Source organism: Ruegeria sp. CJ3, from assembly GCF_056536725.1.
Window position 1 is genome coordinate 344,747 of sequence record NZ_JBQFQE010000004.1, and the last position, 21,660, is coordinate 366,406.

General features: G+C 58.4%; 23 protein-coding genes. 11 read left to right on the forward strand and 12 right to left on the reverse strand.

Going from position 1 to position 21,660, the window contains the following annotated elements:
* Positions 1-52: 52 nt before the first annotated feature.
* The 8 genes from ACR0J1_RS09970 to ACR0J1_RS10005 all read left to right on the forward strand — a co-directional run bounded on the left by ACR0J1_RS09970 (position 53) and on the right by ACR0J1_RS10005 (position 8,468).
* Entirely contained in the window at positions 53-1,078 is a 1,026-nt protein-coding gene (locus tag ACR0J1_RS09970) for a LacI family DNA-binding transcriptional regulator (protein ID WP_480732264.1), read from the forward strand.
* 95 nt (positions 1,079-1,173) lie between these two features.
* A complete protein-coding gene (locus tag ACR0J1_RS09975) occupies positions 1,174-2,478 on the forward strand; it encodes an ABC transporter substrate-binding protein (RefSeq protein WP_480732262.1) in 1,305 nt (434 codons plus the stop codon).
* A 108-nt stretch (positions 2,479-2,586) separates the two neighbouring features.
* Positions 2,587-3,453, forward strand: a complete 867-nt coding sequence (locus ACR0J1_RS09980) for a carbohydrate ABC transporter permease (protein WP_480732261.1) — start codon at positions 2,587-2,589, stop codon at positions 3,451-3,453.
* Between the two features lie 12 nt (positions 3,454-3,465).
* On the forward strand, positions 3,466-4,296 hold the full coding sequence (locus ACR0J1_RS09985; RefSeq protein ID WP_480732259.1) for a carbohydrate ABC transporter permease: 831 nt from the start codon (positions 3,466-3,468) through the stop codon (positions 4,294-4,296).
* Between the two features lie 12 nt (positions 4,297-4,308).
* Complete coding sequence (locus ACR0J1_RS09990; RefSeq protein WP_480732257.1) at positions 4,309-5,313, forward strand: ABC transporter ATP-binding protein; 1,005 nt, start codon at positions 4,309-4,311, stop codon at positions 5,311-5,313.
* Complete coding sequence (locus ACR0J1_RS09995) at positions 5,310-6,083, forward strand: L-iditol 2-dehydrogenase (RefSeq protein ID WP_480732255.1); 774 nt, start codon at positions 5,310-5,312, stop codon at positions 6,081-6,083. Before ACR0J1_RS09990 ends, ACR0J1_RS09995 begins: the two co-directional genes overlap by 4 nt.
* A complete protein-coding gene (locus ACR0J1_RS10000) occupies positions 6,083-7,597 on the forward strand; it encodes a mannitol dehydrogenase family protein (RefSeq protein ID WP_480732253.1) in 1,515 nt (504 codons plus the stop codon). The genes ACR0J1_RS09995 and ACR0J1_RS10000 overlap by 1 nt, the downstream gene beginning before the upstream one ends.
* Before the next feature lie 256 nt (positions 7,598-7,853).
* Positions 7,854-8,468 (forward strand): HEAT repeat domain-containing protein, encoded by a 615-nt coding sequence (locus ACR0J1_RS10005; RefSeq protein WP_480732251.1) that lies wholly within the window; start codon positions 7,854-7,856, stop codon positions 8,466-8,468.
* Between the two features lie 6 nt (positions 8,469-8,474).
* Here ACR0J1_RS10005 and ACR0J1_RS10010 read toward each other — a convergent pair whose 3' ends face one another.
* The gene (locus tag ACR0J1_RS10010) at positions 8,475-9,548 is read right to left on the reverse strand and encodes a hypothetical protein (RefSeq protein ID WP_480732249.1); all 1,074 of its coding nucleotides are present in this window, start codon (positions 9,546-9,548) and stop codon (positions 8,475-8,477) included.
* A gap of 75 nt (positions 9,549-9,623) precedes the next feature.
* Here ACR0J1_RS10010 and ACR0J1_RS10015 point away from each other — a divergent pair, with 75 nt between their 5' ends.
* On the forward strand, positions 9,624-10,325 hold the full coding sequence (locus ACR0J1_RS10015; protein ID WP_480732248.1) for a hypothetical protein: 702 nt from the start codon (positions 9,624-9,626) through the stop codon (positions 10,323-10,325).
* Entirely contained in the window at positions 10,322-11,380 is a 1,059-nt protein-coding gene (locus ACR0J1_RS10020) for a hypothetical protein (RefSeq protein ID WP_480732246.1), read from the forward strand. The genes ACR0J1_RS10015 and ACR0J1_RS10020 overlap by 4 nt, the downstream gene beginning before the upstream one ends.
* 379 nt (positions 11,381-11,759) lie before the next feature.
* On the opposite strand, the gene ACR0J1_RS10025 is transcribed toward ACR0J1_RS10020, so the two are convergent.
* The 8 genes from ACR0J1_RS10025 to ACR0J1_RS10060 all read right to left on the reverse strand — a co-directional run bounded on the left by ACR0J1_RS10025 (position 11,760) and on the right by ACR0J1_RS10060 (position 19,278).
* Complete coding sequence (locus tag ACR0J1_RS10025) at positions 11,760-12,269, reverse strand: nuclear transport factor 2 family protein (protein WP_480732245.1); 510 nt, start codon at positions 12,267-12,269, stop codon at positions 11,760-11,762.
* Positions 12,270-12,329: 60 nt separating this feature from the next.
* Positions 12,330-13,283 (reverse strand): alpha/beta hydrolase, encoded by a 954-nt coding sequence (locus tag ACR0J1_RS10030; protein WP_480732244.1) that lies wholly within the window; start codon positions 13,281-13,283, stop codon positions 12,330-12,332.
* 113 nt (positions 13,284-13,396) lie between these two features.
* The gene (locus tag ACR0J1_RS10035) at positions 13,397-14,200 is read right to left on the reverse strand and encodes a helix-turn-helix transcriptional regulator (protein ID WP_480732242.1); all 804 of its coding nucleotides are present in this window, start codon (positions 14,198-14,200) and stop codon (positions 13,397-13,399) included.
* A 282-nt stretch (positions 14,201-14,482) separates the two neighbouring features.
* The gene (locus tag ACR0J1_RS10040; RefSeq protein ID WP_480732241.1) at positions 14,483-15,961 is read right to left on the reverse strand and encodes an aldehyde dehydrogenase; all 1,479 of its coding nucleotides are present in this window, start codon (positions 15,959-15,961) and stop codon (positions 14,483-14,485) included.
* 8 nt (positions 15,962-15,969) lie between these two features.
* On the reverse strand, positions 15,970-17,004 hold the full coding sequence (locus ACR0J1_RS10045; RefSeq protein ID WP_480732239.1) for an LLM class flavin-dependent oxidoreductase: 1,035 nt from the start codon (positions 17,002-17,004) through the stop codon (positions 15,970-15,972).
* 3 nt (positions 17,005-17,007) lie between these two features.
* On the reverse strand, positions 17,008-17,928 hold the full coding sequence (locus ACR0J1_RS10050; RefSeq protein ID WP_480732238.1) for a flavin reductase family protein: 921 nt from the start codon (positions 17,926-17,928) through the stop codon (positions 17,008-17,010).
* Positions 17,925-18,704, reverse strand: a complete 780-nt coding sequence (locus ACR0J1_RS10055) for an alpha/beta fold hydrolase (protein ID WP_480732236.1) — start codon at positions 18,702-18,704, stop codon at positions 17,925-17,927. Before ACR0J1_RS10055 ends, ACR0J1_RS10050 begins: the two co-directional genes overlap by 4 nt.
* A complete protein-coding gene (locus ACR0J1_RS10060) occupies positions 18,676-19,278 on the reverse strand; it encodes an amino acid synthesis family protein (RefSeq protein ID WP_480732235.1) in 603 nt (200 codons plus the stop codon). The genes ACR0J1_RS10055 and ACR0J1_RS10060 overlap by 29 nt, the downstream gene beginning before the upstream one ends.
* Before the next feature lie 106 nt (positions 19,279-19,384).
* On the opposite strand from ACR0J1_RS10060, the gene ACR0J1_RS10065 reads away from it, so the two are divergent.
* Positions 19,385-20,230 carry a LysR family transcriptional regulator gene (locus ACR0J1_RS10065; protein ID WP_480732233.1) on the forward strand — a complete coding sequence of 282 codons (846 nt, stop codon included), beginning with the start codon at positions 19,385-19,387 and terminating at the stop codon, positions 20,228-20,230.
* Positions 20,231-20,323: 93 nt separating this feature from the next.
* On the opposite strand, the gene ACR0J1_RS10070 is transcribed toward ACR0J1_RS10065, so the two are convergent.
* The 3 genes from ACR0J1_RS10070 to ACR0J1_RS10080 all read right to left on the reverse strand — a co-directional run bounded on the left by ACR0J1_RS10070 (position 20,324) and on the right by ACR0J1_RS10080 (position 21,459).
* Positions 20,324-20,758, reverse strand: coding sequence for a hypothetical protein (locus ACR0J1_RS10070; RefSeq protein ID WP_480732231.1), 435 nt, complete (start codon positions 20,756-20,758; stop codon positions 20,324-20,326).
* A 103-nt stretch (positions 20,759-20,861) separates the two neighbouring features.
* Positions 20,862-21,152: a hypothetical protein gene (locus ACR0J1_RS10075; protein ID WP_480732229.1), complete on the reverse strand. Its 291-nt coding sequence runs from the start codon at positions 21,150-21,152 to the stop codon at positions 20,862-20,864.
* Between the two features lie 142 nt (positions 21,153-21,294).
* Positions 21,295-21,459 (reverse strand): hypothetical protein, encoded by a 165-nt coding sequence (locus ACR0J1_RS10080; protein WP_480732228.1) that lies wholly within the window; start codon positions 21,457-21,459, stop codon positions 21,295-21,297.
* Positions 21,460-21,660 lie beyond the last annotated feature (201 nt).

The following is a 21,660-nucleotide window of genomic DNA, read 5'->3' on the forward strand; positions in this document are numbered from 1 at the left end:
TATGTAAAAACATGATAAGATCAAGGCAGTTGATATCCGCAGGCAGGCTGGAATGACCAAGATAAAAAATATGGAAGAATTTGCGGCCCTCAGCGGGATCTCGCGGCCAACGGTATCCAAGTACTTCCACGATCCTGACAGCGTTCGCCCAACCACAAGGGCCCGCATCGAAGAAGCGCTCGAACGGTTCGACTATCGCCCGAATATCTATGCGGTGAATCAGAACCGGAAGCTGACCAAGAATATCGGCATCGTCGTGCCCTATCTGGCTGATCCGTTCTTTGCCGAAATCGCCCGGTATCTGGAACAATCCTGCATCGCTGCGGGCTATCGCCCGTCCCTGTTCAGCTCACATGGTGAACAGAAGCTTGAGGTCGAGATTCTGGACGGCCTGCAATCCCTGAAGCCCGCCGGAGTCCTGTTGGCTCCGTTGGGGCGTATCTCGGACCGGACCGTGATCGAAAAGTTCTGCACCAATGTGCCCACGGTCCTGTTTGACAGCAACCTCGAGGGTCTGGGTGCTGCCTTTGTTGGTTCGGATAACTTTAGCTTTGTGTCGCAGACCGTCGAATACATGATCCGGACGGGCGAACCCCCTTCCTTCTTTGAAATGCGCACACCGGCAAACCCGAATGCGAACAAACGACGGAAAGCTTATGTCAAAGTAATGGAGCGGCTGGGGTTCGAGCCGCACATCATCAAGATCGACGGCAAAGGTTGGGCCTTTGAAGAGATCGGCCACAAGGGTGCGCTGAAAGTTCTGGAGGAGCGCGCGTTGAGAACGGATTCGGTCCTGTGCAGTAATGACCGGCTTGCCATCGGGTTTCTGGCAGCCTGCTTCGAACAAGGGATTCGCGTCGGTCGGAAGGCAGACTGCACGCTGCGCGTTGCCTCAAATGATGACCACCCCTTCGCCAAGTTTACGTGCCCCTCGTTGACGACGGCGGCGCATGACTATGACAACGTGGCCGGGCGGAGCGCCGAGACGCTGTTCGAACTCATTGAAAGTGGTGGAAAATTTGACAATCGCACCGAGACACTCTTCCCCGCACGGCTTGTTCTGAGGGACTCCGCGTGATTTCATATTTTTAACGCGCGTAAAGTTTTTATTGACGGCGCGACAATTTAACTACTAGGCTCTCTGCACGACATCCAAGCTCAGGGAGGACAGGGATGTATCTGAAACACGCACTTCGTGCGGCGACTGCGTTGACATTCGTCGCCACGGCAGCGGCCCACGCGCAATCCATAACGATCGCCACGGTAAACAATGGCGACATGATCCGGATGCAGGGCTACACCGACAAATTCACCGAAGCGACCGGCATTGATGTGGAATGGGTGACGCTTGAGGAAAACGTGCTGCGTCAGCGCGTAACCACCGACATCACCACCAAAGGCGGTCAGTTCGACATCATGACCATCGGCATGTACGAAACCCCGATCTGGGGTGCCAATGGCTGGCTGGTGCCGCTGGATGGCCTGTCCGAAGGCTACGACGAAGATGATCTTCTGCCTGCCATGGCGGGCGGTCTGAGCAACGACGGCACACTGTATGCCGCGCCGTTCTACGGCGAAAGCTCGATGATCATGTATCGCACCGACCTGATGGAACAGGTCGGAATGGAGATGCCAAAGGCACCGACATGGCAGTTCATCCGCGAAGCGGCCGCCGCAATGACAGACCGTGACAACGACATCAACGGCATTTGCCTGCGCGGCAAGGCCGGTTGGGGTGAGGGCGGTGCCTTTATCACCGTGACTGCAAACTCCTTCGGCGCGCGCTGGTTCGATGAGGATTGGAAGCCCCAGTTCGATCAGCCGGAATGGAAAGAGGCGCTGACCTTCTTCGTCGACATGATGAATGAATCCGGTCCGGCCGGGTACGCCACCAATGGGTTCAACGAAAACCTGTCGCTGTTCCAGCAGGGCAAGTGCGGCATGTGGATCGACGCCACGGTTGCGGCATCCTTCGTGACGAACCCCGATGACTCGACCGTGGCGGATAAGGTCGGCTTTGCTCTGGCCCCGAACTCGGAAGGTGTGGACAAGCGCGCAAACTGGCTTTGGGCCTGGGCGCTGGCGATCCCTGCGGGTACGCAGCAAGAAGATGCCGCCAAGCAGTTCATCGAATGGGCAACCTCGAAGGAATATATCGAGTTGGTTGCCGAAAACGAAGGCTGGGCAAACGTACCTCCGGGCGCGCGGACCTCATTGTATGAGAACCCAAACTATCAAGAGGTCCCCTTTGCAGCGATGACGCTGGAATCGATTCTTGCGGCTGATCCACAGAACTGCTGTGCGCAGCCGACGCCCTATACAGGCATCCAGTTCGTTGCGATCCCCGAGTTTGCAGGCATCGCCACACAGGTCAGCCAAGAGTTCTCGGCGGTTTACGCCGGACAGCAATCGGTGGATGAAGCCCTTGCCAAAGCGCAGGCCTTTACCGCCGAAGAGATGGAAGCCGCAGGGTACTAAGGCATCCTCCCTAGTGGGGGACAGGAGATCTGTCCCCCGCTTCTTACTTGGACAACTCATGTTTTTCTCGCAGGCTTGCATTACGCCTGAACAGAGAGGGTTTGCGTCATGGCAACTCAACATTCCCGATCCGTTGCGCGCCTGATGATGGCACCTGCAGTGGTCCTGCTACTTGGCTGGATGCTGGTGCCGCTGACGATGACGCTGTATTTTTCCTTCAAGAAATACCTGCCCCTGCGCGGTGGTGATCTGGGCTGGGTTGGCTTTGACAACTATATCCGGTTCGTCTCGTCCAGCACGTTCTGGCCTGCGGTTCAGGCGACATTGATGATCGTCGGCGGCGTGCTGGCCATCACGGTGGTTCTGGGCATCCTGCTGGCGATGTTGCTGGATCAGCCGATGTGGGGGCAAGGCGTCGTCCGCATCCTCGTCATCGCGCCCTTCTTTGTCATGCCGACCGTATCCGCGCTGGTCTGGAAGAATATGTTCATGGACCCGGTGAACGGCTTGCTGGCGCATCTGTGGCGCTTTTTCGGGGCCGAGCCGATCTCGTGGCTATCCGAGGCCTCGATGACCTCGATCATCATGATCGTATCATGGCAGTGGCTGCCTTTCGCGACGCTGATCCTGCTGACCGCAATCCAGTCGCTGGACAGCGAGCAGTTGGAAGCCGCCGAAATGGACGGCGCGCCGCCGCTGAAGCGCTTCTATCACATCGTCCTGCCCCATCTGGGCCGCGCGATCACCATCGTGATCCTGATCCAGACGATCTTCCTTCTGTCGATCTTCGCGGAGATCTTCGTGACCACCGGCGGCGCCTTCGGCACCCGCACCCTCACCTACCTGATCTTCCAGCGCGTGCTGGAAAGCCAGAATGTCGGCCTTGGATCAGCCGGAGGTGTCTACGCCATCATCCTTGCCAATATCGTTGCCATCTTCCTGATGCGCATCGTCGGCAAGAACCTGGACGCGTGAGGAGGTAAGATCATGGCCCGCACCGTCACAACCCGCCGTAAATCGCTGAACACTGTCCTTGCATGGGCTGTTGGACTGCTGATCTTTTTCCCGATCCTGTGGACCATCCTGACCAGTTTCAAGACCGAGGCGCAGGCGATTGCCAGCCCGCCGATCTTTCTGAACTTCGAATGGACGCTGGAAAACTATGCCATCGTACAGGAACGCTCGGACTATATGCGGTTCCTTTGGAACTCGGTCATCATCGCAGGTGGTTCGACCATCTTGGGCGTGATCATCGCGGTCCCTGCCGCATGGGCGATGGCCTTCGTACCTTCGAAACGCACCAAGGACATTCTGCTGTGGATGCTGTCCACCAAGATGTTGCCTGCAGTTGGCGTGCTCTATCCGATCTACCTGCTGTTCATCCAGCTGGGCCTGCTGGACAGCCGCGGAGGACTGGTGGTCGTCCTGATGCTGATCAACCTGCCGATCATCGTCTGGATGCTGTACACCTATTTCCGCGAAATTCCTGGTGAAATCTTGGAAGCCGCGCGGATGGATGGGGCGACATTGAAAGAGGAAATCCTCTATGTCCTCACGCCCATGGCCATTCCTGGCATCGCCTCGACTGTGCTGTTGAACTTCATCCTGGCGTGGAACGAGGCGTTCTGGACGCTAAACCTAACCGCCGTCGATGCGGCGCCGCTGACCGCCTTCATCGCCAGCTATTCCAGCCCCGAAGGTCTGTTCTTTGCCAAGCTCAGCGCGGCCTCGACCATGGCAATTGCGCCAATCCTAATCCTTGGCTGGTTCAGCCAGAAACAACTTGTCCGCGGCCTGACCTTCGGCGCTGTGAAATAAGGAACACGACACATGGGACGCATTCAACTCAAGTCCGTGACCAAAAGCTTCGGCGACGTGCAGGTCATTCCTCCGCTGGATCTGACCATCGAAGATGGCGAGTTCACCGTCTTCGTCGGCCCCTCGGGTTGCGGCAAATCCACCCTGCTGCGTCTGATCGCGGGATTGGAGGACATCACCAGCGGCCATATCGAAATCGACGGGGCGGATGCTACCGATGTGCCTCCCGCCAAACGTGGCCTCGCGATGGTGTTTCAGTCCTATGCACTCTATCCGCATATGTCGGTGCGCAAGAACATCGCCTTTCCGTTGCGCATGGCAAAGCTGGAACAGGCCGAGATCGACCGGCGCGTCGAAGGTGCGGCAAGCGTTCTGAACCTTGCCGACTATCTTGATCGTCGCCCCGGGCAGCTGTCAGGAGGCCAGCGGCAAAGGGTTGCCATCGGGCGGGCCATCGTCCGTGAACCGGCGGCCTTTCTATTCGACGAGCCGCTCTCGAACCTTGACGCCGCTCTGCGCGTCGGAATGCGGCTGGAGATAAGCGAGCTGCACGAACGCCTTGAAACCACGATGATCTACGTCACCCATGATCAGGTTGAGGCGATGACCATGGCGGACAAAATCGTCGTGCTTCAGGCCGGTGTGATCGAACAGGTGGGCAGCCCGCTGGAATTGTACCGCGCGCCGCGCAACCTGTTCGTGGCTGGATTTATCGGGTCGCCCAAGATGAACTTCATCCAAGGCGACGAAGCGGGCAAGCACGGTGCCCACACCATCGGCATCCGTCCGGAACATATCGCTGTTTCTGAAAGCGAAGGCCTATGGTCTGGCGTGGTCAGCGTCTCGGAACATCTGGGCTCGGACACGTTCTTCCACGTCCACGACACCGGCCTGGCCGAGACAATCACTGTCCGCGCAGACGGTGAGGTCGGCTTTCGCCACGGGGATCGCATTCACCTGACGCCACGTGCCGATGTGATCCACCGGTTTGACGCGAAAGGCTTGCGGATCGAATGAAGCGTCTGGCAGGCAAAACCGCCCTTATCACCGGGGCTGCGCGCGGCATCGGGCTGGCCTTTGCCAAGGCGTACGTGGCCGAGGGCGCGCGTGTCGCCATCGCTGACATCGACATCCAGCGCGCGCAGGACGCAGCTGCTGAAATCGGTAACGCCGCCTTGGCGGTCGAAATGGACGTGACCCAGCAACGCAGCATCGACAAGGCCGTCGCGACGACAGCAGCTCATTTCGGGCCCATCGACATCTTGATCAACAACGCAGCCATATTCTCGGCGGCTCCGATCATCGAGATCGAGCGCGCCGACTATGACCGCGTCTTCAAGATTAACGTGGCCGGAGCGTTGTTCACAATGCAAACCGTCGCACGCCACATGATCGAACATGGAACCAAGGGCCGGATCATCAACATGGCGTCACAGGCCGGACGAAGGGGGGAACCTCTGGTCGCGGTATACTGCGCCAGCAAGGCCGCGATTATCTCGCTGACGCAATCCGCGGGATTGAACCTGATCTCTCATGGGATCAACGTAAACGCCATCGCGCCCGGCGTCGTCGACGGAGAGCATTGGGACGGCGTTGATGCGTTCTTCGCAAAGCATGAGGGCAAACCACCCGGTCAGAAGAAACGCGAAGTGGCCGCAGGCGTTCCCTATGGCCGAATGGGCCGCGCCCAAGACCTGACCGGGATGGCCGTCTTTCTCGCCTCGGACGAGGCTGAATACATCGTCGCGCAAACCTACAATGTCGATGGCGGAAACTGGATGAACTGATGACCCCAGCAGCGAATGCCAACCCGCCGGTGCGGCTGTGCCAAGGCAGCCTTTCAGACCTGTCCGCAACGGTCAGGATCCCGTCATATGCACCGTCGGACCTCACGCCCGGCATCGTCCACATCGGACTTGGCAATTTTCACCGCGCGCATCAGGCCTGGTACATTCACCGGCTCATGCAACAGGGTCAGGCCCATGACTGGGCAATCGTCGGGGCGGGCGTGCGCGACTACGACGCCGCCATGCGAGAGCGGCTGCTGGCACAGGATTGCCTGACGACCTTGATCGAACTGGACCCGAACGGGATATCCGCCGAGGTGATCGGACCGATGGTCGATTACCTGCCGATCGAAACCGGAAATGGCGCATTGATCCAAAAGATGGCCGACCGATCCATCAGGATCGTTTCGCTGACGATCACCGAGGGCGGGTATTATCTGGATGCCAACACCGGGGCCTTCGACACAGATCACGACGATATTCGCCACGATGCGAAAAACCCCGATCACCCTCGAACGGCCTTTGGGGCCATCGTTTCAGCCCTCGGGCTGCGTCGTAAGAACGGAGCCCCGCCCTTTACCGCGCTAAGCTGCGACAACCTTCAGGGCAATGGTGAAATCCTGCGAAACTGTGTTGTTGGCCTGGCACGTCTGTCCGACCCCGGTCTGGCCGACTGGATCGACCAGAACGGCGCGTTCCCCAACTCGATGGTCGACTGCATCGTACCCGCGACGACCGACCAAGTGGTATCGCAATGCCAAACCCTTGGCGTCGACGATCATGCACCGGTCTCTCACGAGAACTTTCGCCAATGGGTGATCGAGGATGATTTCTGTGCCGGGCGACCGCCGCTCGAACAGGTCGGGGTAACGCTGACCCATGATGTTCATAGCTATGAGACGATGAAGCTGAGGGTCTTGAACGGCGGACACCAATTGCTTGCGAATGCAGGGGAAATCTTGAACGTCCCGACGATTTCGGAATGCATGCAGGACCCCGACATCAAGATGTTTTTCAGCAAGGTTCAGGCCGATGAAATCCTGCCTCATGTGCGGCCTGTCCCCGGCATAACGGTGCGAGAATATCTTGGGTTGGTCGAAAGGCGTTTTGCAAATACGGCAATTCATGACACCACGCGCAGGGTCGCCTTCGACGGATCAGCACGCCATCCTGGGTTCCTGCTGCCGTCGTTGCGAGATGCGCTTGCGGCGGGGTCTTCTGTCGATGGTCTTGCGTTGGCCGAGGCCTTCTGGTGCCGGATGTGCGCGGGTTTTCGCGAAGATGGTTCTGAAATCGCCCCCAACGATCCACAATGGCACAACCTGCGAAATACCGCGCTGGCCTCGAAAGCTGACCCGCAGCTGTGGCTGGAACAACGTCAGTATTACGGCGCCTTTGGCCGCGACAGGCGGTTTTCCGACAGGTTCACCGCGTTGCTGACCGCGATCTGGCAGAAGGGCAGCCGGGCAGTCCTTGCTGAATTTGCTGCTAACGGCTCGGCAACTCGCCGGTAGCACTAGCAGCGCTTGGCCCGGTCGCAAACCGATCTTGCCGCTTTTGGCGGTCGAGGCCCCAACATCGGACAAAGATGCTCAGCCCTCCGGCAAAGTGCCAGCTGCGGGTTTTTGTGGCCCGGGTAGCCATACATCCGGCAACGCCATTTCACTGCATCGTGACGCTTTTCGATCGGAAACCGAAGATATCATTGCAAATGTCAGACTGCCCGGGGCAATGTCATGGCAGCATAGGATTGTTAACGAGAGAAGAATTATGAAGAATCTACTAATATCCTGCCTGTTTCTGGCACTCGTCCCTGGTGCCCTTGCTGCTCAGAAGATTGATATTGAAGCCATCAAATCCACCGCCAAGAGCGATGCCAGCGAGTTTTCCGAACTTCGGGCATTGATGCGAGACGACGACCCGAATGTCAGGCTTGCTGCATTCGATGCCCTGGTGGCACATGGTGACCCATCGCTCTATGAGATCGCTGTCTCGATGGGTATTGCGGACATTGACGAAATTGTCCGCGCGCGCGCGCTTTGGGAGATGTTAAGCCGAACGCGAACTCTTGCAATTCTGGTTGACCCTGGCTCCGAGGTGACCTCGCAAGAGGATCAAAAAAAGCTTGCGGACAAATATCAAGGGCGAATGAGCCTGCAAGTGGCCACCGCAATCAAGCAGGAAAACTGCATCAATCTTTACTATGAACGTGAGAACTGCGCCGCCGGACACAACTTGTCGATAAACGGGACCAGAGTGAGTTTTGTTTACAGCAACCAAAGCCTCGACGGTACGCTTAAACTTGATAGTGACGGAACACTTCGGGGAACATTCCGCGATACCCGTTTAAAGATTGACTTCCCCGTCGAGATTCCTCTGCGTTGATCACGCTTAATTGGGAGAGACCACGCGGACGCTCGACAGTTCGATAGGCTGGCCAGTGCTCCACGCCGATAGGATCCGAACTCGTATCCTGCGCACCAGGGTATTCATCTTGACTGAAATCCGACCGTCCTGAGTCATTTCCACCGTGGTAAAAAGCTTAAAGTCGGCTGGTCCTCTGCGGGACCGGTCCACTTCAATGGCAATCTTTTTGGGTATCGCAACTTCGGCGTCAGAGGTTGGACCAGACAGAACCAGTTCTCGAACGCCGATCGGATCACTCTCGGCCAGTTCCATGACAAAGGAGGCTGCACCTTCTGACGGATAGGCCCGAAATGGTGCGGACCCGCTCGATAAACCAGTTGGAAGTAGGTTTTCATCCGCGAGTCGGCCCGCCCATTCAGTTATCTTGAATGGCAAACCGCCCACTTCCGCAACCACCGGGCTGTCCTCTTGCAGCGCCCCAAAGCTTCCGCTGGCCAGCCAGCGCGCCAGTGGAACGGATATCTCTTCGATCCGCAGGGCGCGAACCGTTTTCGCATCGGGGGCAGTAACGACCATCGCAACCGGCGTGTCTTCGATATAAAGGATTGAGCCGCTCGTGCCCTGATAGACTTCTCTGGTTTCACCGGCCGTCTCGTCGACTGATGCAAAGACATATTGATAGAGTCCACTTGGCTTGCCATCGGTTGCCGCCATCCACGCAATCCGTTCGATCCGCATCGCCAACCGCTCGAGGCCGCCCTGCGGATTAACACGCTCCAGAGTGGCGCTGCGCGATTTGCTCAAAAGAGCCGAACTATCGCGAGGAAGCAGGCTCAGTGATTCAGAGCAGCGGTCTCGGGCGCTGCCACTTACGACCCCGACCGCTATGTCTGGTTCGGTTCGCCGAAAGTACACGGTTGCAATGCCGCCGGCCTGCGGGGACGGCGTGAAAAGGTTCAGGACCGGCCCCGCTTCATGAACATGCGAGGGAAAGATGACGTAGCAGTTCCCGCTGTGCCGTAGCAAGAGCCCCTGACCCAGCCCCTCTTTCAGCGCAACGGGCTGGGCAAACAAGGCGCCGGGAAACAACAAAAGCAATATAATAGCACGACAGGTTAACACTTTATTTCCAATCAGATATAGTTGGCAGAATGATACATAAGGCGCTGTTTGATGGATAACTTTAGAGCGATAGTCCTCAGTTCTGCAATTGCCGTTTGCGCCTTGCCCGTGTCAGCGGCTGACAAGCTAAAGCTTTTGGACCTGAACGACGAAATTCTTTCCGAACCACGCGTTACAGCCGAGGCCGTATTTGTCGGGTTGGTCCGATTGAAACGCAAGGCTGAGACCCAGGCCCCAAGCGATACGATACTGGCCGCTCTGCCACCGGCAGACAGGCCCGCCGAAGTCTGCGTCCGGGTGACGACCGAAGATGGCCTCTACTCGGGAAATGCACGCTACCTCTCTGGTGAAACAGGTGAAAGCGCGATGACGCTCATGGACTACGTGTCAGACAAGCAGGAACTTAGAGACTATTCCGATACAGAAGTTGCCGTGCTGACGTTCCCATGCGACACGGACCCTGCTTTGACAAACGTTGCTGTTGCGACCTGGCGCGCGAACGATGCAAGCGCCTTGGGCGAGGTCGTAACGGTCTACGTCAATTCTTTCCGGGCAGATGCAGCGTTTCTGGTCGTCAACGACACCGAGCAGGTAGACTGCAGCCCCAGAGAAGGAGGCGCGCGCGCTGCATTCGACTACAGCTGCCCGTTGAACGCATCCCAGGTAACCGGCGGAGCACGTGTCACGCTATATCGAATGCGGGGAGCGAGCATTGATCCTGCAGTTTCGATCAACATCGTTGGATGGGAATGAGCGAAGAAACCACAACCGGGGTAAGCGGACGCGTGACTCTGCGACGCCTATCATCGCTGCTCCGGGTCTTCAGGAGGCGATTGCCTTTTATACTAACCCTAGTCGGCGTGCCCGCCCTTGTTATTGTCAGCTATTCAATCCCGTTGGGTCAGATTAACCTGGTGGAAGCAAGAACCCTTGGTGCACAAATAACCACGGCGGGCCCGGACACCATCTGGAAACTACCTGCATCGACGGTTTGCCAAACTCTCGGTTCAAACAAAAACTTGAACACAGCCGCCTCCTGGACCGGACAGGGATGTAACCCCGGACTGTACGAGATATCAAATATAAAACAGGCCGAAATTCGAATTCCGGACGGCGTACGGATAAGTTTGCGGACGGAATCGGGTGGCGGTGTTCTGTTGCGCCGACTCCCGGAAGCCGGCGATCAGGCGACGACGTCGCCGCCGGTCATTCGGCTGAACAGCACACTTCAATGGGAGCCCGGCTCTCTGCTGCGTATCAGGGCTGAGGACTGGAAAGACGTCGCCCTTCTGGAATTTGCAGGTAATGTCGTGGTCGGTCAGGAGGCGGGGTCAGGGGCAGACGCCTATCTGATCGAGGGTCGCTATGAAGTGCGTGAGCACTTTCTGCACCAATTCCGCCCTTGGAGCCATACGGATGCAGACCCCACACCGGTGATATCGGGAACGCTGTATCGAGGTGACAAAGTCAGCTTTGATCAAAAAAGCGCAGGAGACCAGGCGTCTGCTTCCGTTCTGGTAACAGGTTTTATCGCACCAGTTTTGCAACAAAACCTACGCGGCTTCGAAATTGTGGTTTCAAGCGGCTTCGGTCAGGCTCAACCTCGTTTTACGGTCAAAAGTTACGGAACGCGTGAGACACATATCAAACCGACATGGGTTGCACGGGCACTGCGTGATCCGGTTTTACTTGCAATGACCGCAATTCTCGGGTTCGCGGTAACGGCCTTAACCTTCGCGATTGAAGTCAAGAAGCTGGCCTCGAGGGAGACATCACAAAAAGCAGACCAAACGGGTTCCAAGAAGTAAGTTAGGCTTGGTTCGCTGTCATAAACACTCCAAAGACTGCCTTCATTGCGAGTACAAACGACGGATGCCTTTTGCGTGCGTTACCGGAACCCGCCCGTTCTTCACTGGGACCGGTCAGCTCGACACCACTGGCAAAGCCCGCCCCACGGCCCAAAACGTCGAATATTTCCAACCCAACAGGAACGCCGTGCCTTTGAGGCGGGGGCCGTACGCCCCAGTCCTCTCATTTGGTCAGCACGGGTGAGGAAGCTGATAAGCTTAATGGAGCAGACATCGGCTTATCTCGTTATCTCGCGCCAATTGGCGGGAAACTTCCTTACCGATGTCGCGATTGGGTCCGGTCACGAGTATTGTACGCCGACTGGTCATGGTTCTTCTCTCAATTCGCCTCTGCAGCGCGCTGTCCAGCAAGAGCCACAAGACCACGGTCACCAGTTTCCCAGAGCGCCGTCATCGTCATCGACGTGACAACCCAGCGATCGTTCGATTTCTCAAGCTCATATTCGTAGCGACCACCAAGAACCCACAAGCCATCATCAAGACGATGGGTCGCCGTGAAATCAGCTTGTGCCGTAGCGGATGTATCGGACAGAGAGGTGATCGCATGATTAGTTACCATGTGGTGCGTCGCGTCGAAACCGGGCAGGAATGCGGACCATCCCGCCACAAGCTCGTCGGCAGGTTGCGTGACCGGGTCTCCGCCCCAGAGGCTGGTGTAATCCGTTGTGACGGCATCGGCAAATGCGTCACGCACGCGGGTCCAGTCGTGGCGGTCTGCACCTGCCGCGATGTCGATGATTGCGGTCGAGATATCGGCCTGTTGTTCAGCAAAAGCTGCGGTTCCGATCATGGATACAGCAGCAAGCGTGGAAGTGGGGTTTCTGCGCATGAGGATGCTCCGGGTAGGTGCGGGTGGACGCCGAAAGATCATTCGGCGTCCGGACAGGGCTTACTTGCTTGATCCAGCGCGGAAGTGGTCCGCGACGGTATCGGCAGCGCGAGTCACATCCTCGGGGTTGTCGTAGAAATCGAACTGCGTGACATCCTCCAACCATTGCGCTGTCGCCTCTCCTGCAAAACCAGAGAGGAAAGCCTGCACACCCTGTGGGATCGCCGCGCTTTCCGAGTGCACAATGGCCAGTGGCTTATCCAAACGCTGCGGATTATCGGCGGGATGATAGGTCAGCCAGCCTTCCCAGCCCGCATTGTTCCACTTGTCGTCATATTCGGGGATCGCGCCACGGTCGGCCTCATAGTAGTATCCGCCGATCGGCATCAGCACGCCCTCGGCACCCTCGGGGCCCGCGGCAGGGATGATCTGACCCCCTGCAGCCTCGGCTGCGTGGGACACCTCAATCAGCCCGGCGACACCTTCTGCGCCGCCATAAACCGCCTCGACAATCTCTTCATTCTGCAACCATGGCGCAACCAGCCCCAGCCGCTGAACCAGCGGATTGCCGGAGACCGCATCGACCATGTAACCGGCCGAGGCGCAGATCCCCAGACCGTTGATGTGATCGGCGTCCACTTCGGGCAGGGTCGCGACAAATGCTATGGCAGCTTGGATGTCAGATGTCTTGGCCTCGGGGCTTTCGACAAATCGCACGTTGTTCGGCAGATCACCCGATTTACCCCAACCGCGGAAATCAAAGGTGAAGGCGGCAAAGCCACGCACGGCCATCTCGCGGGCATAATTCGCGGGCATTTGTTCCTGAACCGAGGTCCAAGCACCGGTTACAACGACCGTCGGCAGAGGCTCGGCTCCGCGCTCTTCTGGCAGGTACAGCGTGCCGGTCAGGGTGGCGCCCTCGTTCTCAAAGGTGACGATGCGGGTTTCAACCTGCGCAACGGCGGCTGTCGAGGCCATCAGCGCGGCGGCAGTGTTCAAAGCGAGTGTTTTCATGGCGGTATCTCCCAAAATCTGTCTGGATGGGCACAAGCCCGACGACACCCGAGATACGTTGTCGGCAACAGGGATACTTGCACCGGACTGCCGCGTTTTTGAAAGATTCTGCTTTAGACGAAATTCGCTGCGCGGAACGCGCGCGGGGTCTCGCCCATCACCTGTTTAAAACTGCGCGTGAAATGCGCCTGATCCGAGAACCCACAAGCCAAGGCGATATCGCCCAGAAGACGGGCGGGATCCTTCATCATCTTCATCGACTGTTCGACCCGGTAGACCATGACATATTGCATCGGAGTCGAGCCCAGTGTCTCCTTGAATACCCGCGCAAAATGCGAGGGGCTCATGCCCGTTTCAGAGGCCAGTTGGTCGACTGTGATCGTCTGATCCAGACGGTTCTGCACATAGGCCAGCACTCGTTGGTAGTGTCGAGATGTAAAACGTGCGGACAGCTCGATCTCTTCAGCACGGCGCTTTCCGTATTTCTGCAGCAGCTTGACCAGAAACACCCGGCTCATGGCTTCGAACATCACGGCCGAGGACATATCGTCGGTTGCAAGCGCGTCACGCAGGATGACGCCTGCCGCACATAGGTCAGGATCAGAAAACTGCGGCTGATCATGAAACTGTTCCGCCGCCAGCAACATGCCAAGTTCCGACTGCGCAAAGTACCGGACCTTGTCCGGGTGCAAAGTGACCACAATAACGTCGGACTGCCCGTACCACCGCCAACCCGACCGCATACCTGCTGGGGTCACGATGACCTCGTCCTTGCAAAAAGTGAAATCCCGCAACATGCCATCCCGCCAATTCTGAACGCGATGCCCCTTTTCCTGCAGGTTCAGAAGGACATGATGTTCCGCAAAAACCTCCTCCGGCATCCGGTCAGGCTCGGCCCGGAAATACCGTACCGACATCAAGCCCGCCGCCGAAGGGCGCTGTACCGCATCACTGTTCAGCAACGGTTCTGACGGGTAGATATCAGCGTATCTTAAGGGCAATGAGCGGCTCCGGCTGGCGACGTAGAGAGATTTGCAGGTCTCATCTTCGCAGGCAACGGTAGATGGACCAACAGGTGCACGGCCAAACGCGCCCAGCGCGGATCGGATCGCATAGGCAATCTCTTCTTAGGCGAGAAGACGGCCTTCGAAGGATACCGTCACCGGTTTTTTGGAGTGCCTATGCGAACTAGAATACCCTCAGCGCATAACGAATGGGTTTGCCATCGGTTCCCGGGACGTGCTGATCCAGGTCGTCTTGGTTCGCGTATAGTCGTGGATCGCCTCGATCCCTGCTTCGCGGCCATAGCCGGACTGTCCATACCCTCCGAACGGCGCGATCGGTGATACGGCCCGGTATGTGTTGATCCAGCACATGCCCGCCTTGAGCCGTGACGACACGCGGTGCGCGCGGGCGACGTTCTGCGTGAAAATCCCAGAGCCGAGGCCAAAGGGGGAAGCGTTAGCGATTGCGATCGCTTCTTCCTCGGTGTCGAACGGCAAAAGCGACATGACCGGGCCAAACATTTCAACCTCAAGGGTTTCCGTATGCGCATCGGCGCATTCGACGAGTGTCGGGGCCATGTAATTGCCGGGGCGGTCTATCGGGGCTCCGCCAAAGCGGATCGCGGCGCCGGAGGCTTGGGCCTTGGCCAGCGTCTCTTTGATCTTGACCACCTGTGCCTTGGTACAAAGCGGTCCGATATCGGTTGCGGCCTCAAGCGGGTCACCAATGGTGACCCCAGCCATTTTCTCTTCGATCCGGGTGATCAGCTCTTGCAGGATAGGGCGATGGATCAGCCCCCGCGACCCGGCCGCGCAGCTTTGCCCCGAGGCACCGAAATTACCGGCGATCAACCCATTGGCCGCGCCGTCCATATCTGCGTCGTCAAACACGAGGATCGGGGATTTGCCACCCAGCTCAAGCGAGGTAACCGCGAAGTTTTCAGCCGAGTTGCGCACCACGTGGCGCGCGGTTTCGGGCCCTCCGGTAAAGGCTATGCGGTCCACATCGGCATGGCGCGTCAGCGGGATGGCGCAGTTTTCCGCATCGCCGGTTATGACAGACACAACGCCCGGCGGAAAGCCCGCCCGTTCGATCAGGCGCGCAAATTCCAGCATGGGCGCAGGGGCCGCTTCCGAGGCTTTCAGAACCACCGTGCAGCCAGCGGCCAAGGCAGGGCCAAGCTTGGTCGCAGCAAGAAACATCTGCGCATTCCACGGCACGATGGCAGCGACAACGCCAATCGGTTCGCGACGGGTGAAGACATGCATGTCCGGCTTGTCGATCGGCAGAACGGCACCTTCGATCTTGTCGGCCAACCCGGCATAATAACGATAGTAGTCGCCGACATAGGCCGACTGGCTTGCGGTTTCCGCCAAGAGCTTGCCGCTGTCGGTGGTTTCTATCCGCCCCAACTCGGTGGCGTGTTCTTCCACCAGCTCTGCCAGGCGATAAAGCAGTTTGCCCCGGGCGGTTTGTGTCATGTCGCGCCATGCAGGATCACCGAGGGCGCGCCGGGCGGCGGCGATGGCGCGGTCAACATCCGACGGCGCTGCGCAGGCGAATGTGGCCCAATCTGCGCCGGTAGCGGGGTTTTCCGACGCCATGACCTGACCCTCGGCGCCTTCGACCCACTCCCCGTCGATGAAAAGCTGATAATGCGGTTTGGTGTCCATCCGGTCCCTCATTGGAATGCTGGCATGACGTCGTTGATGAACCGCGCCAGCGAGTCGCGCTTGCGCTCGAAGCTCATGCCGCTATCGATCCAGAACGCGTATTCATCATAACCCAGATCTTCATATCGCCTGATCTGATCAATGACCTCTTGGGCCGTGCCGATGGTCAGATCGCGGCGCATGTTTTCCGGGGCCATAGTAGTGTTGGCGGCCAACTCCTCGGTCGTAAGTTCCTGAATCAGGCCCTGCTTGACCCGGCGTTTGTTTTGGAACCACGCGCCAAAGTAGCAGTAGAACGTGGACAGTTCGCGGGCGGCCCGCGCCACGTCGGCCTCATCGGTCCCGACATAGGTGTGATGCAACAGCATGATCTTGGGCCGAGGGCCGTCATAGGTTTCGCAGGCCGCGTTGAACCGTTGCATCAGGCTCTCGATCTCTTTGATGCCCTGCCAGAGGGGCGTGACCTGTATGTTGAAACCGCTATGTACGCCGAACTCGTGGCTGTTGGGGTCGCGGGCAGCGATCCAGATCGGCGGGCCGCCATCCTGCAACGGTTTCGGGGCCGAGGTCGTGGCCGGGAAGGCAAAGAATTCGCCATCATGGGCGCAATCGCCTTCCCAGAGCTTTGGGATCAGGGGGGCCATCTCACGCATCCGCTGCCCGGCCTCCCAGGCATCCATACCCGGCATCAGGCGCTCGTATTCATAAGAGTAAGCACCGCGGGCAATCCCCAGTTCAATCCGCCCTCCGGTGATCAGATCTGCAGAGGCAACCTCCCCGGCCAGTTTGATCGGATGCCAGAAGGGCGCAATCACCGTGCCGGTACCCAGGCGTAAATTCCGGGTATGATTGGCGACATTGACCAGCGCCAACAGGGGGTTCGGCGTAATGGTGAAATCCATTCCGTGATGTTCGCCAGTCCAGATCGCTCGCATTCCGCCCTCGTCAGCCATTTTGCAGAGCTGAAGAAACTCGGTATTGAGTTGTTCGTGCGAGGCTTCGGGCGACACGCGCTCCATGTGCGCGAACAGGGAAAACTCCATGAATCAGGTCCTTTCGTTCAGGCTGTGGACATCGCCGCGTTGGGTGTCACCGAGATAGAGCGCAAAGCTGCGCGTACGGGCCTCGATCGCAAAGCGAGTCATCATTTCACCGATGGCGGGAGTAAAATACTTGAGCGACGGCAGGTCTTGGATCGCCACTGCGTGGATATTGCCAGCGGCCTCGGTCCTGCCGGAGGCCAGGAAATAGGCATAGTGCGTGTGGCTTCGCGGATCGTCAAAAACCGAATAGGCCGGGCCAAGCCTTACGGCGACGCCGCGACGGCCCATCTCGTCAATCAAATCCTGCCGCAACCGTCCCCGACCCGGGCGGGTGATCTGCGGCGGGCGAAAACCATCCGGTGTTTGCTCCAACAATACGGTATCGCCCTGTTCGATGATCGCGCCGCAGACGGCGGTACCTGTCGCATCTTCAAGCGCGGCACGTTCGAGGCCCAGACTGAAATATCGACCGCTCGCATAGCCCAACCCCCTTTCCGCGCGATGGGTAAAGTCCTGCACCTCACCGATCAGGACCAAGTGATCGCCGGCCGGCAGAGCCTCGTGCGTTCTGCACGAGAACTGCGTGATTGCGCCATCGATCAGCGGGATGCCATTGTGATCGAGCGTGTGCGGCACGGCGGCAAAGCGGTCGCCTTTGAAGCCGGCAAAGGTGTTGGACACCTCCTGCTGCCCTTCGCCAAGGATGCTGACGGCAAAATGCCCGCATGTTGCGAAGGCGCGGTAAGATGAGAGGAATTTGCCCGGACACACCAGCAAGAGAGGCGGATCAAGCGAAACCGAGGAAAAGGAATTGGCCGTAAAGCCCACCGGAGCACCTTGCGGGTCGCGGCTGGTCACGACCGTCACGCCGGTCATGAAACTGCCAAAGGCGTTGCGCAGGGCGCGCGGATCGAGCGGTGTCATGCGAACACGCCCTCGGCAAAGCGCAGCAGCTGTTCATTGACGTCGTCGGCATGGGTCATCGGCATCATATGTGCCGCGTGCTCCACAATATGCGCGTGTCCATACGGTGCCAGCGTGGCCATGTGGCGGGACATCTCGGGCGTCGAGTTCGGTTCCACGCTGCCGGTCATGAACAGAGCAGGACGGGCAAAGCCCAATAGCGCCCGCGCGCTGGGGCCGTTCTCTTGCGCGAAGACCTCATATGCCATCTTGTAACCTGCCGGAGACACGGATTTGAGCCACGTCCGGCAAGCTTCGCGCTCAGGCGACGGCGTGCTGCCAAACCAACGGTGCAGCGGAGCCACGGGATCGGCAATCGCAACACCATCGAGGCTGGCGGCCCGCACCTTTACGGCTGCAGCAGCCTCGGGGCTGCGCCGATAGATGGCGTTCAGCGCCGCCACGCCACAAACTCGTTCGGGATACCGGATCGCCAGGTCCAAGGCGATCATGGCCCCCATCGAGTGCCCGATGACCAAGGTCGGCGCATCCAGCGTCTTGGATATGGCGTCCGTGTATCCAGAAAGGCCAAGACGCTTGGACAACACAGCACTCTGTCCGTGGCCCGGCAGATCGACAGCGATCACGCGGTGCTGCATCGCAAGCGCATCGATCTGACTGTTCCAAGCTTCGGCTTGCAGACCAACGCCATGGATCAGCAAGACGTTTGGCCCGGCCCCCGCCATGATCGCGGCGAGGCCCGAGACCTCAGACCGCGGCCGGGTTGTCCAGATCATGGCCCAAGTCCTTCAGATCCTGATAGCGATCACCGATGCGATGATGCGGGCGACCTCCGGTTGCGGCGCCCAGCGCCACAACGATCTCGTCGTCGCGGGGCGCATCGGGAATGGCAAATTGGATTGTCAGATAGTGGGAGCGGCGACCGGCGTCGTTCTTGTCCATCAGCGGCACCATGATCGGCGCATTCGCGGTTCCGCGCGTGTTGGTAAAGGCCAGATAGGACTTCGCACCGACCGCCTCGCGATAGAAGTTGCCGAACCGCAGGGTGTGGATCAGGCCCGAAGCGTGCTCGATCTCTCCATTCAGACCGACAACAGCGGCCTTGCCATAGGCCTCGATAGCGTCGCCAGAGCCGCCCACCAGAGCAATCATGCGATCCGCAAGCATCTGCCCCAGCACTGGACCATAGGCCTGAATCTCGGGTTTCAGGTCTTCAACATAGCGACCAGCCCATGGGTTTCGAACCACAGCGGCCACCGCAAACATGCGCCATGGCAAGTCAGCGGCACGAAATCCCTCGATCAGGACTTCTTCGTCATAGGTTACAATTTTCCGGATATCTGGCCGCATATTCTTCCCCTGTCCGCTAGGGATCGATTATTCGGAAGGTGGATTTTTTGACAAACGAATGATTTATACGCATAGGCATTAAAAAGACTAATAGGTAACTTGATCAATGCCCAAGTCGTTGCCCCCGCTGACCTGGTTTCGCGCCTTCGAAGCCGCAGCGCGCCACCTGAGTTTCACTGCCGCTGCCGATGAAATCAGGCTGACCCAATCCGCCGTCAGTCAACAGGTGAAATCGCTTGAAATGCGCCTGCATGTGACACTTTTTGTGCGCCGAGCGCGGGGATTGTCTCTGACGGATGACGGGCGCAGGCTGTTGCCGCAGGTCGGGGCTGCGCTCGAAAAACTGGCGACCGCGACCGAGTTGTTTGATGCCGGGCCCTCGGAAAACACATTGACCGTCGCAACCTCGGTCAGTGTGGCGCATTGGATCCTATCGCCCTATCTGCACGAGTTTTCCACCCAGCATCCCAGCGTTCAGGTGAGATTTCTAAGTGCCATCTGGCCGGATGATTTTCACTCTGCCCGGGCAGATGTCGAAATCCGTTTTGGTTCCGAGAAACAAGTAGGCTGCGATGCCGAGTTGTTGATGCCGAACCGGCTCGTCGCACTCAAATCGCCGCGCCTGCCCGGAACGCTTGCACAATTGCCGTTGATTGAAGCCGTGGGCACCTCTGCCGGGTGGCGGGCCTGGGGCAAGCAGGTGGAAACCGTTCAATCTCCCAGCCTTTTCGCTGACTCGTTCGGCATGGCCCTCCAACTGGCGGCTCACGGCAACGGCGTGGCTCTTGTGAGTGAATTACTTGCCACCCACGCGATCCAAAGCGGCCTGTTGGAACGCGCGCATAGGGCATCGATCCCCAGCCAGGAAGGCTACTTCTTGTCGATAGATGAGGGTAATCCGATGGCAGTCAGTTTTCGCAAGTGGGTTCTGGCCACGCTGGATGGTCAATGAAAGACCGGAAAACCAAGCGTTCTCAAACCAGCCAGAACTGCAAGCAGATCGGGAGACGTCCGGCAGAGATATATCCCTCCTAAATCGGACAGATCAAAGGTAATTCAGCTTTTTGGTGAGCCAGAACAGAATTTCTGCCAACACTGAAATCGCACCTGCATCCTCGGTGATAACCAAACCGGTGCCCGACGCACCCAGTTTGGTCACTTTTGCGCTCTGCTCCTCCGGAATATCTGCAACAACGACATAGTCCGTCGCCCCGGCCAGTTCGCGCAGCGAAGGCAGACCGCTTCTGGCGTCCAACGCGCCTTCCCTGGTGGCAGGCGGGATATCCGAAATCGTGGCTTCAAATTCCTCGCCGGGCATACTCCGCAGGGCGACACAAATTGTATCGCTGGTTGAGATGTTTTGCAGGCTGCTCAGAGGCAGCGTTGCGACCAGCACCCGGTCATTCGGCACAACGAAATTGATGGCCTCCTGCAAGGTCATCATGCGGTTTCCAGGGCGCAGGGTCAATGCGGCGACCATGCCATCCGCCGGCGCGCGGATAACGGTCTATGCTAAAGCCCAGCGCGCCTGAACCAACAAGTTCTCGACTTCGACACCACCGACCTGGGCGGCGATACGCCGTTCAAGACCTGCCTTCCACGCGTTTGCGGCGCAGATCGGCCTCCAGTTGCTCTATCGTTGAAACGGCATGCTGAAGCTGGAACTCGGTGGATGCTCCGCGTTCGGTCAGTCGAATAATATCATCGCGTCGCGCCACCCCGAATTCCAGTTGCGCGGTCAACCAGGCGGTGTCTGCCGCGGCCAAAGATGCTTCAAGCGGCGCTACCTCGGCGGTGAATTCCGTATCATCGAGGCGAAACAGAACATCCCCTTTGGACACTGGCTCATTGGGACCGACCGCAGCTTCTGTCATTGGTCCCGCGACATCGGGCAACGCTAATCACCGCACCCTGAACCGAAATCGTTCCGCTTGAGGTGGTGTGATTCAGCGCACCGATCACCACCAGCGCAAGAATGATGGCCCCACCATAGATCGTTGTCTCGGAGGTGGCATTCTAGGGCAAAAGCTTGAGTTCTGAAAACACAAGCCACGCGACACCAACATACAGCCCGAGGATGATCAGCTTATCGAAGGTCAGGCCCGCCTGCCATGTCAAGCCGCTATCGCCGCCGCCGGTATCCGTGATGAAAGACAGCGCCCAGCGGTCTGCCAGAGGCACTACGCCCCGAACACCGACGATAGCATCGGTGCTGGAGATATACCCGAGATGGTCGGAAATGTGTGTTTGGAGGGGCCAAACTGAACCGGCTGTTCGGGGCGGGCACCAGTAGCCTCTATGCGGTCGACCTAAATGTAAACAATGCCTCACCGGTTTGAATTTACTTGCCACCTGGTTTTGCAGGCAGCAGAGGCACCTGCG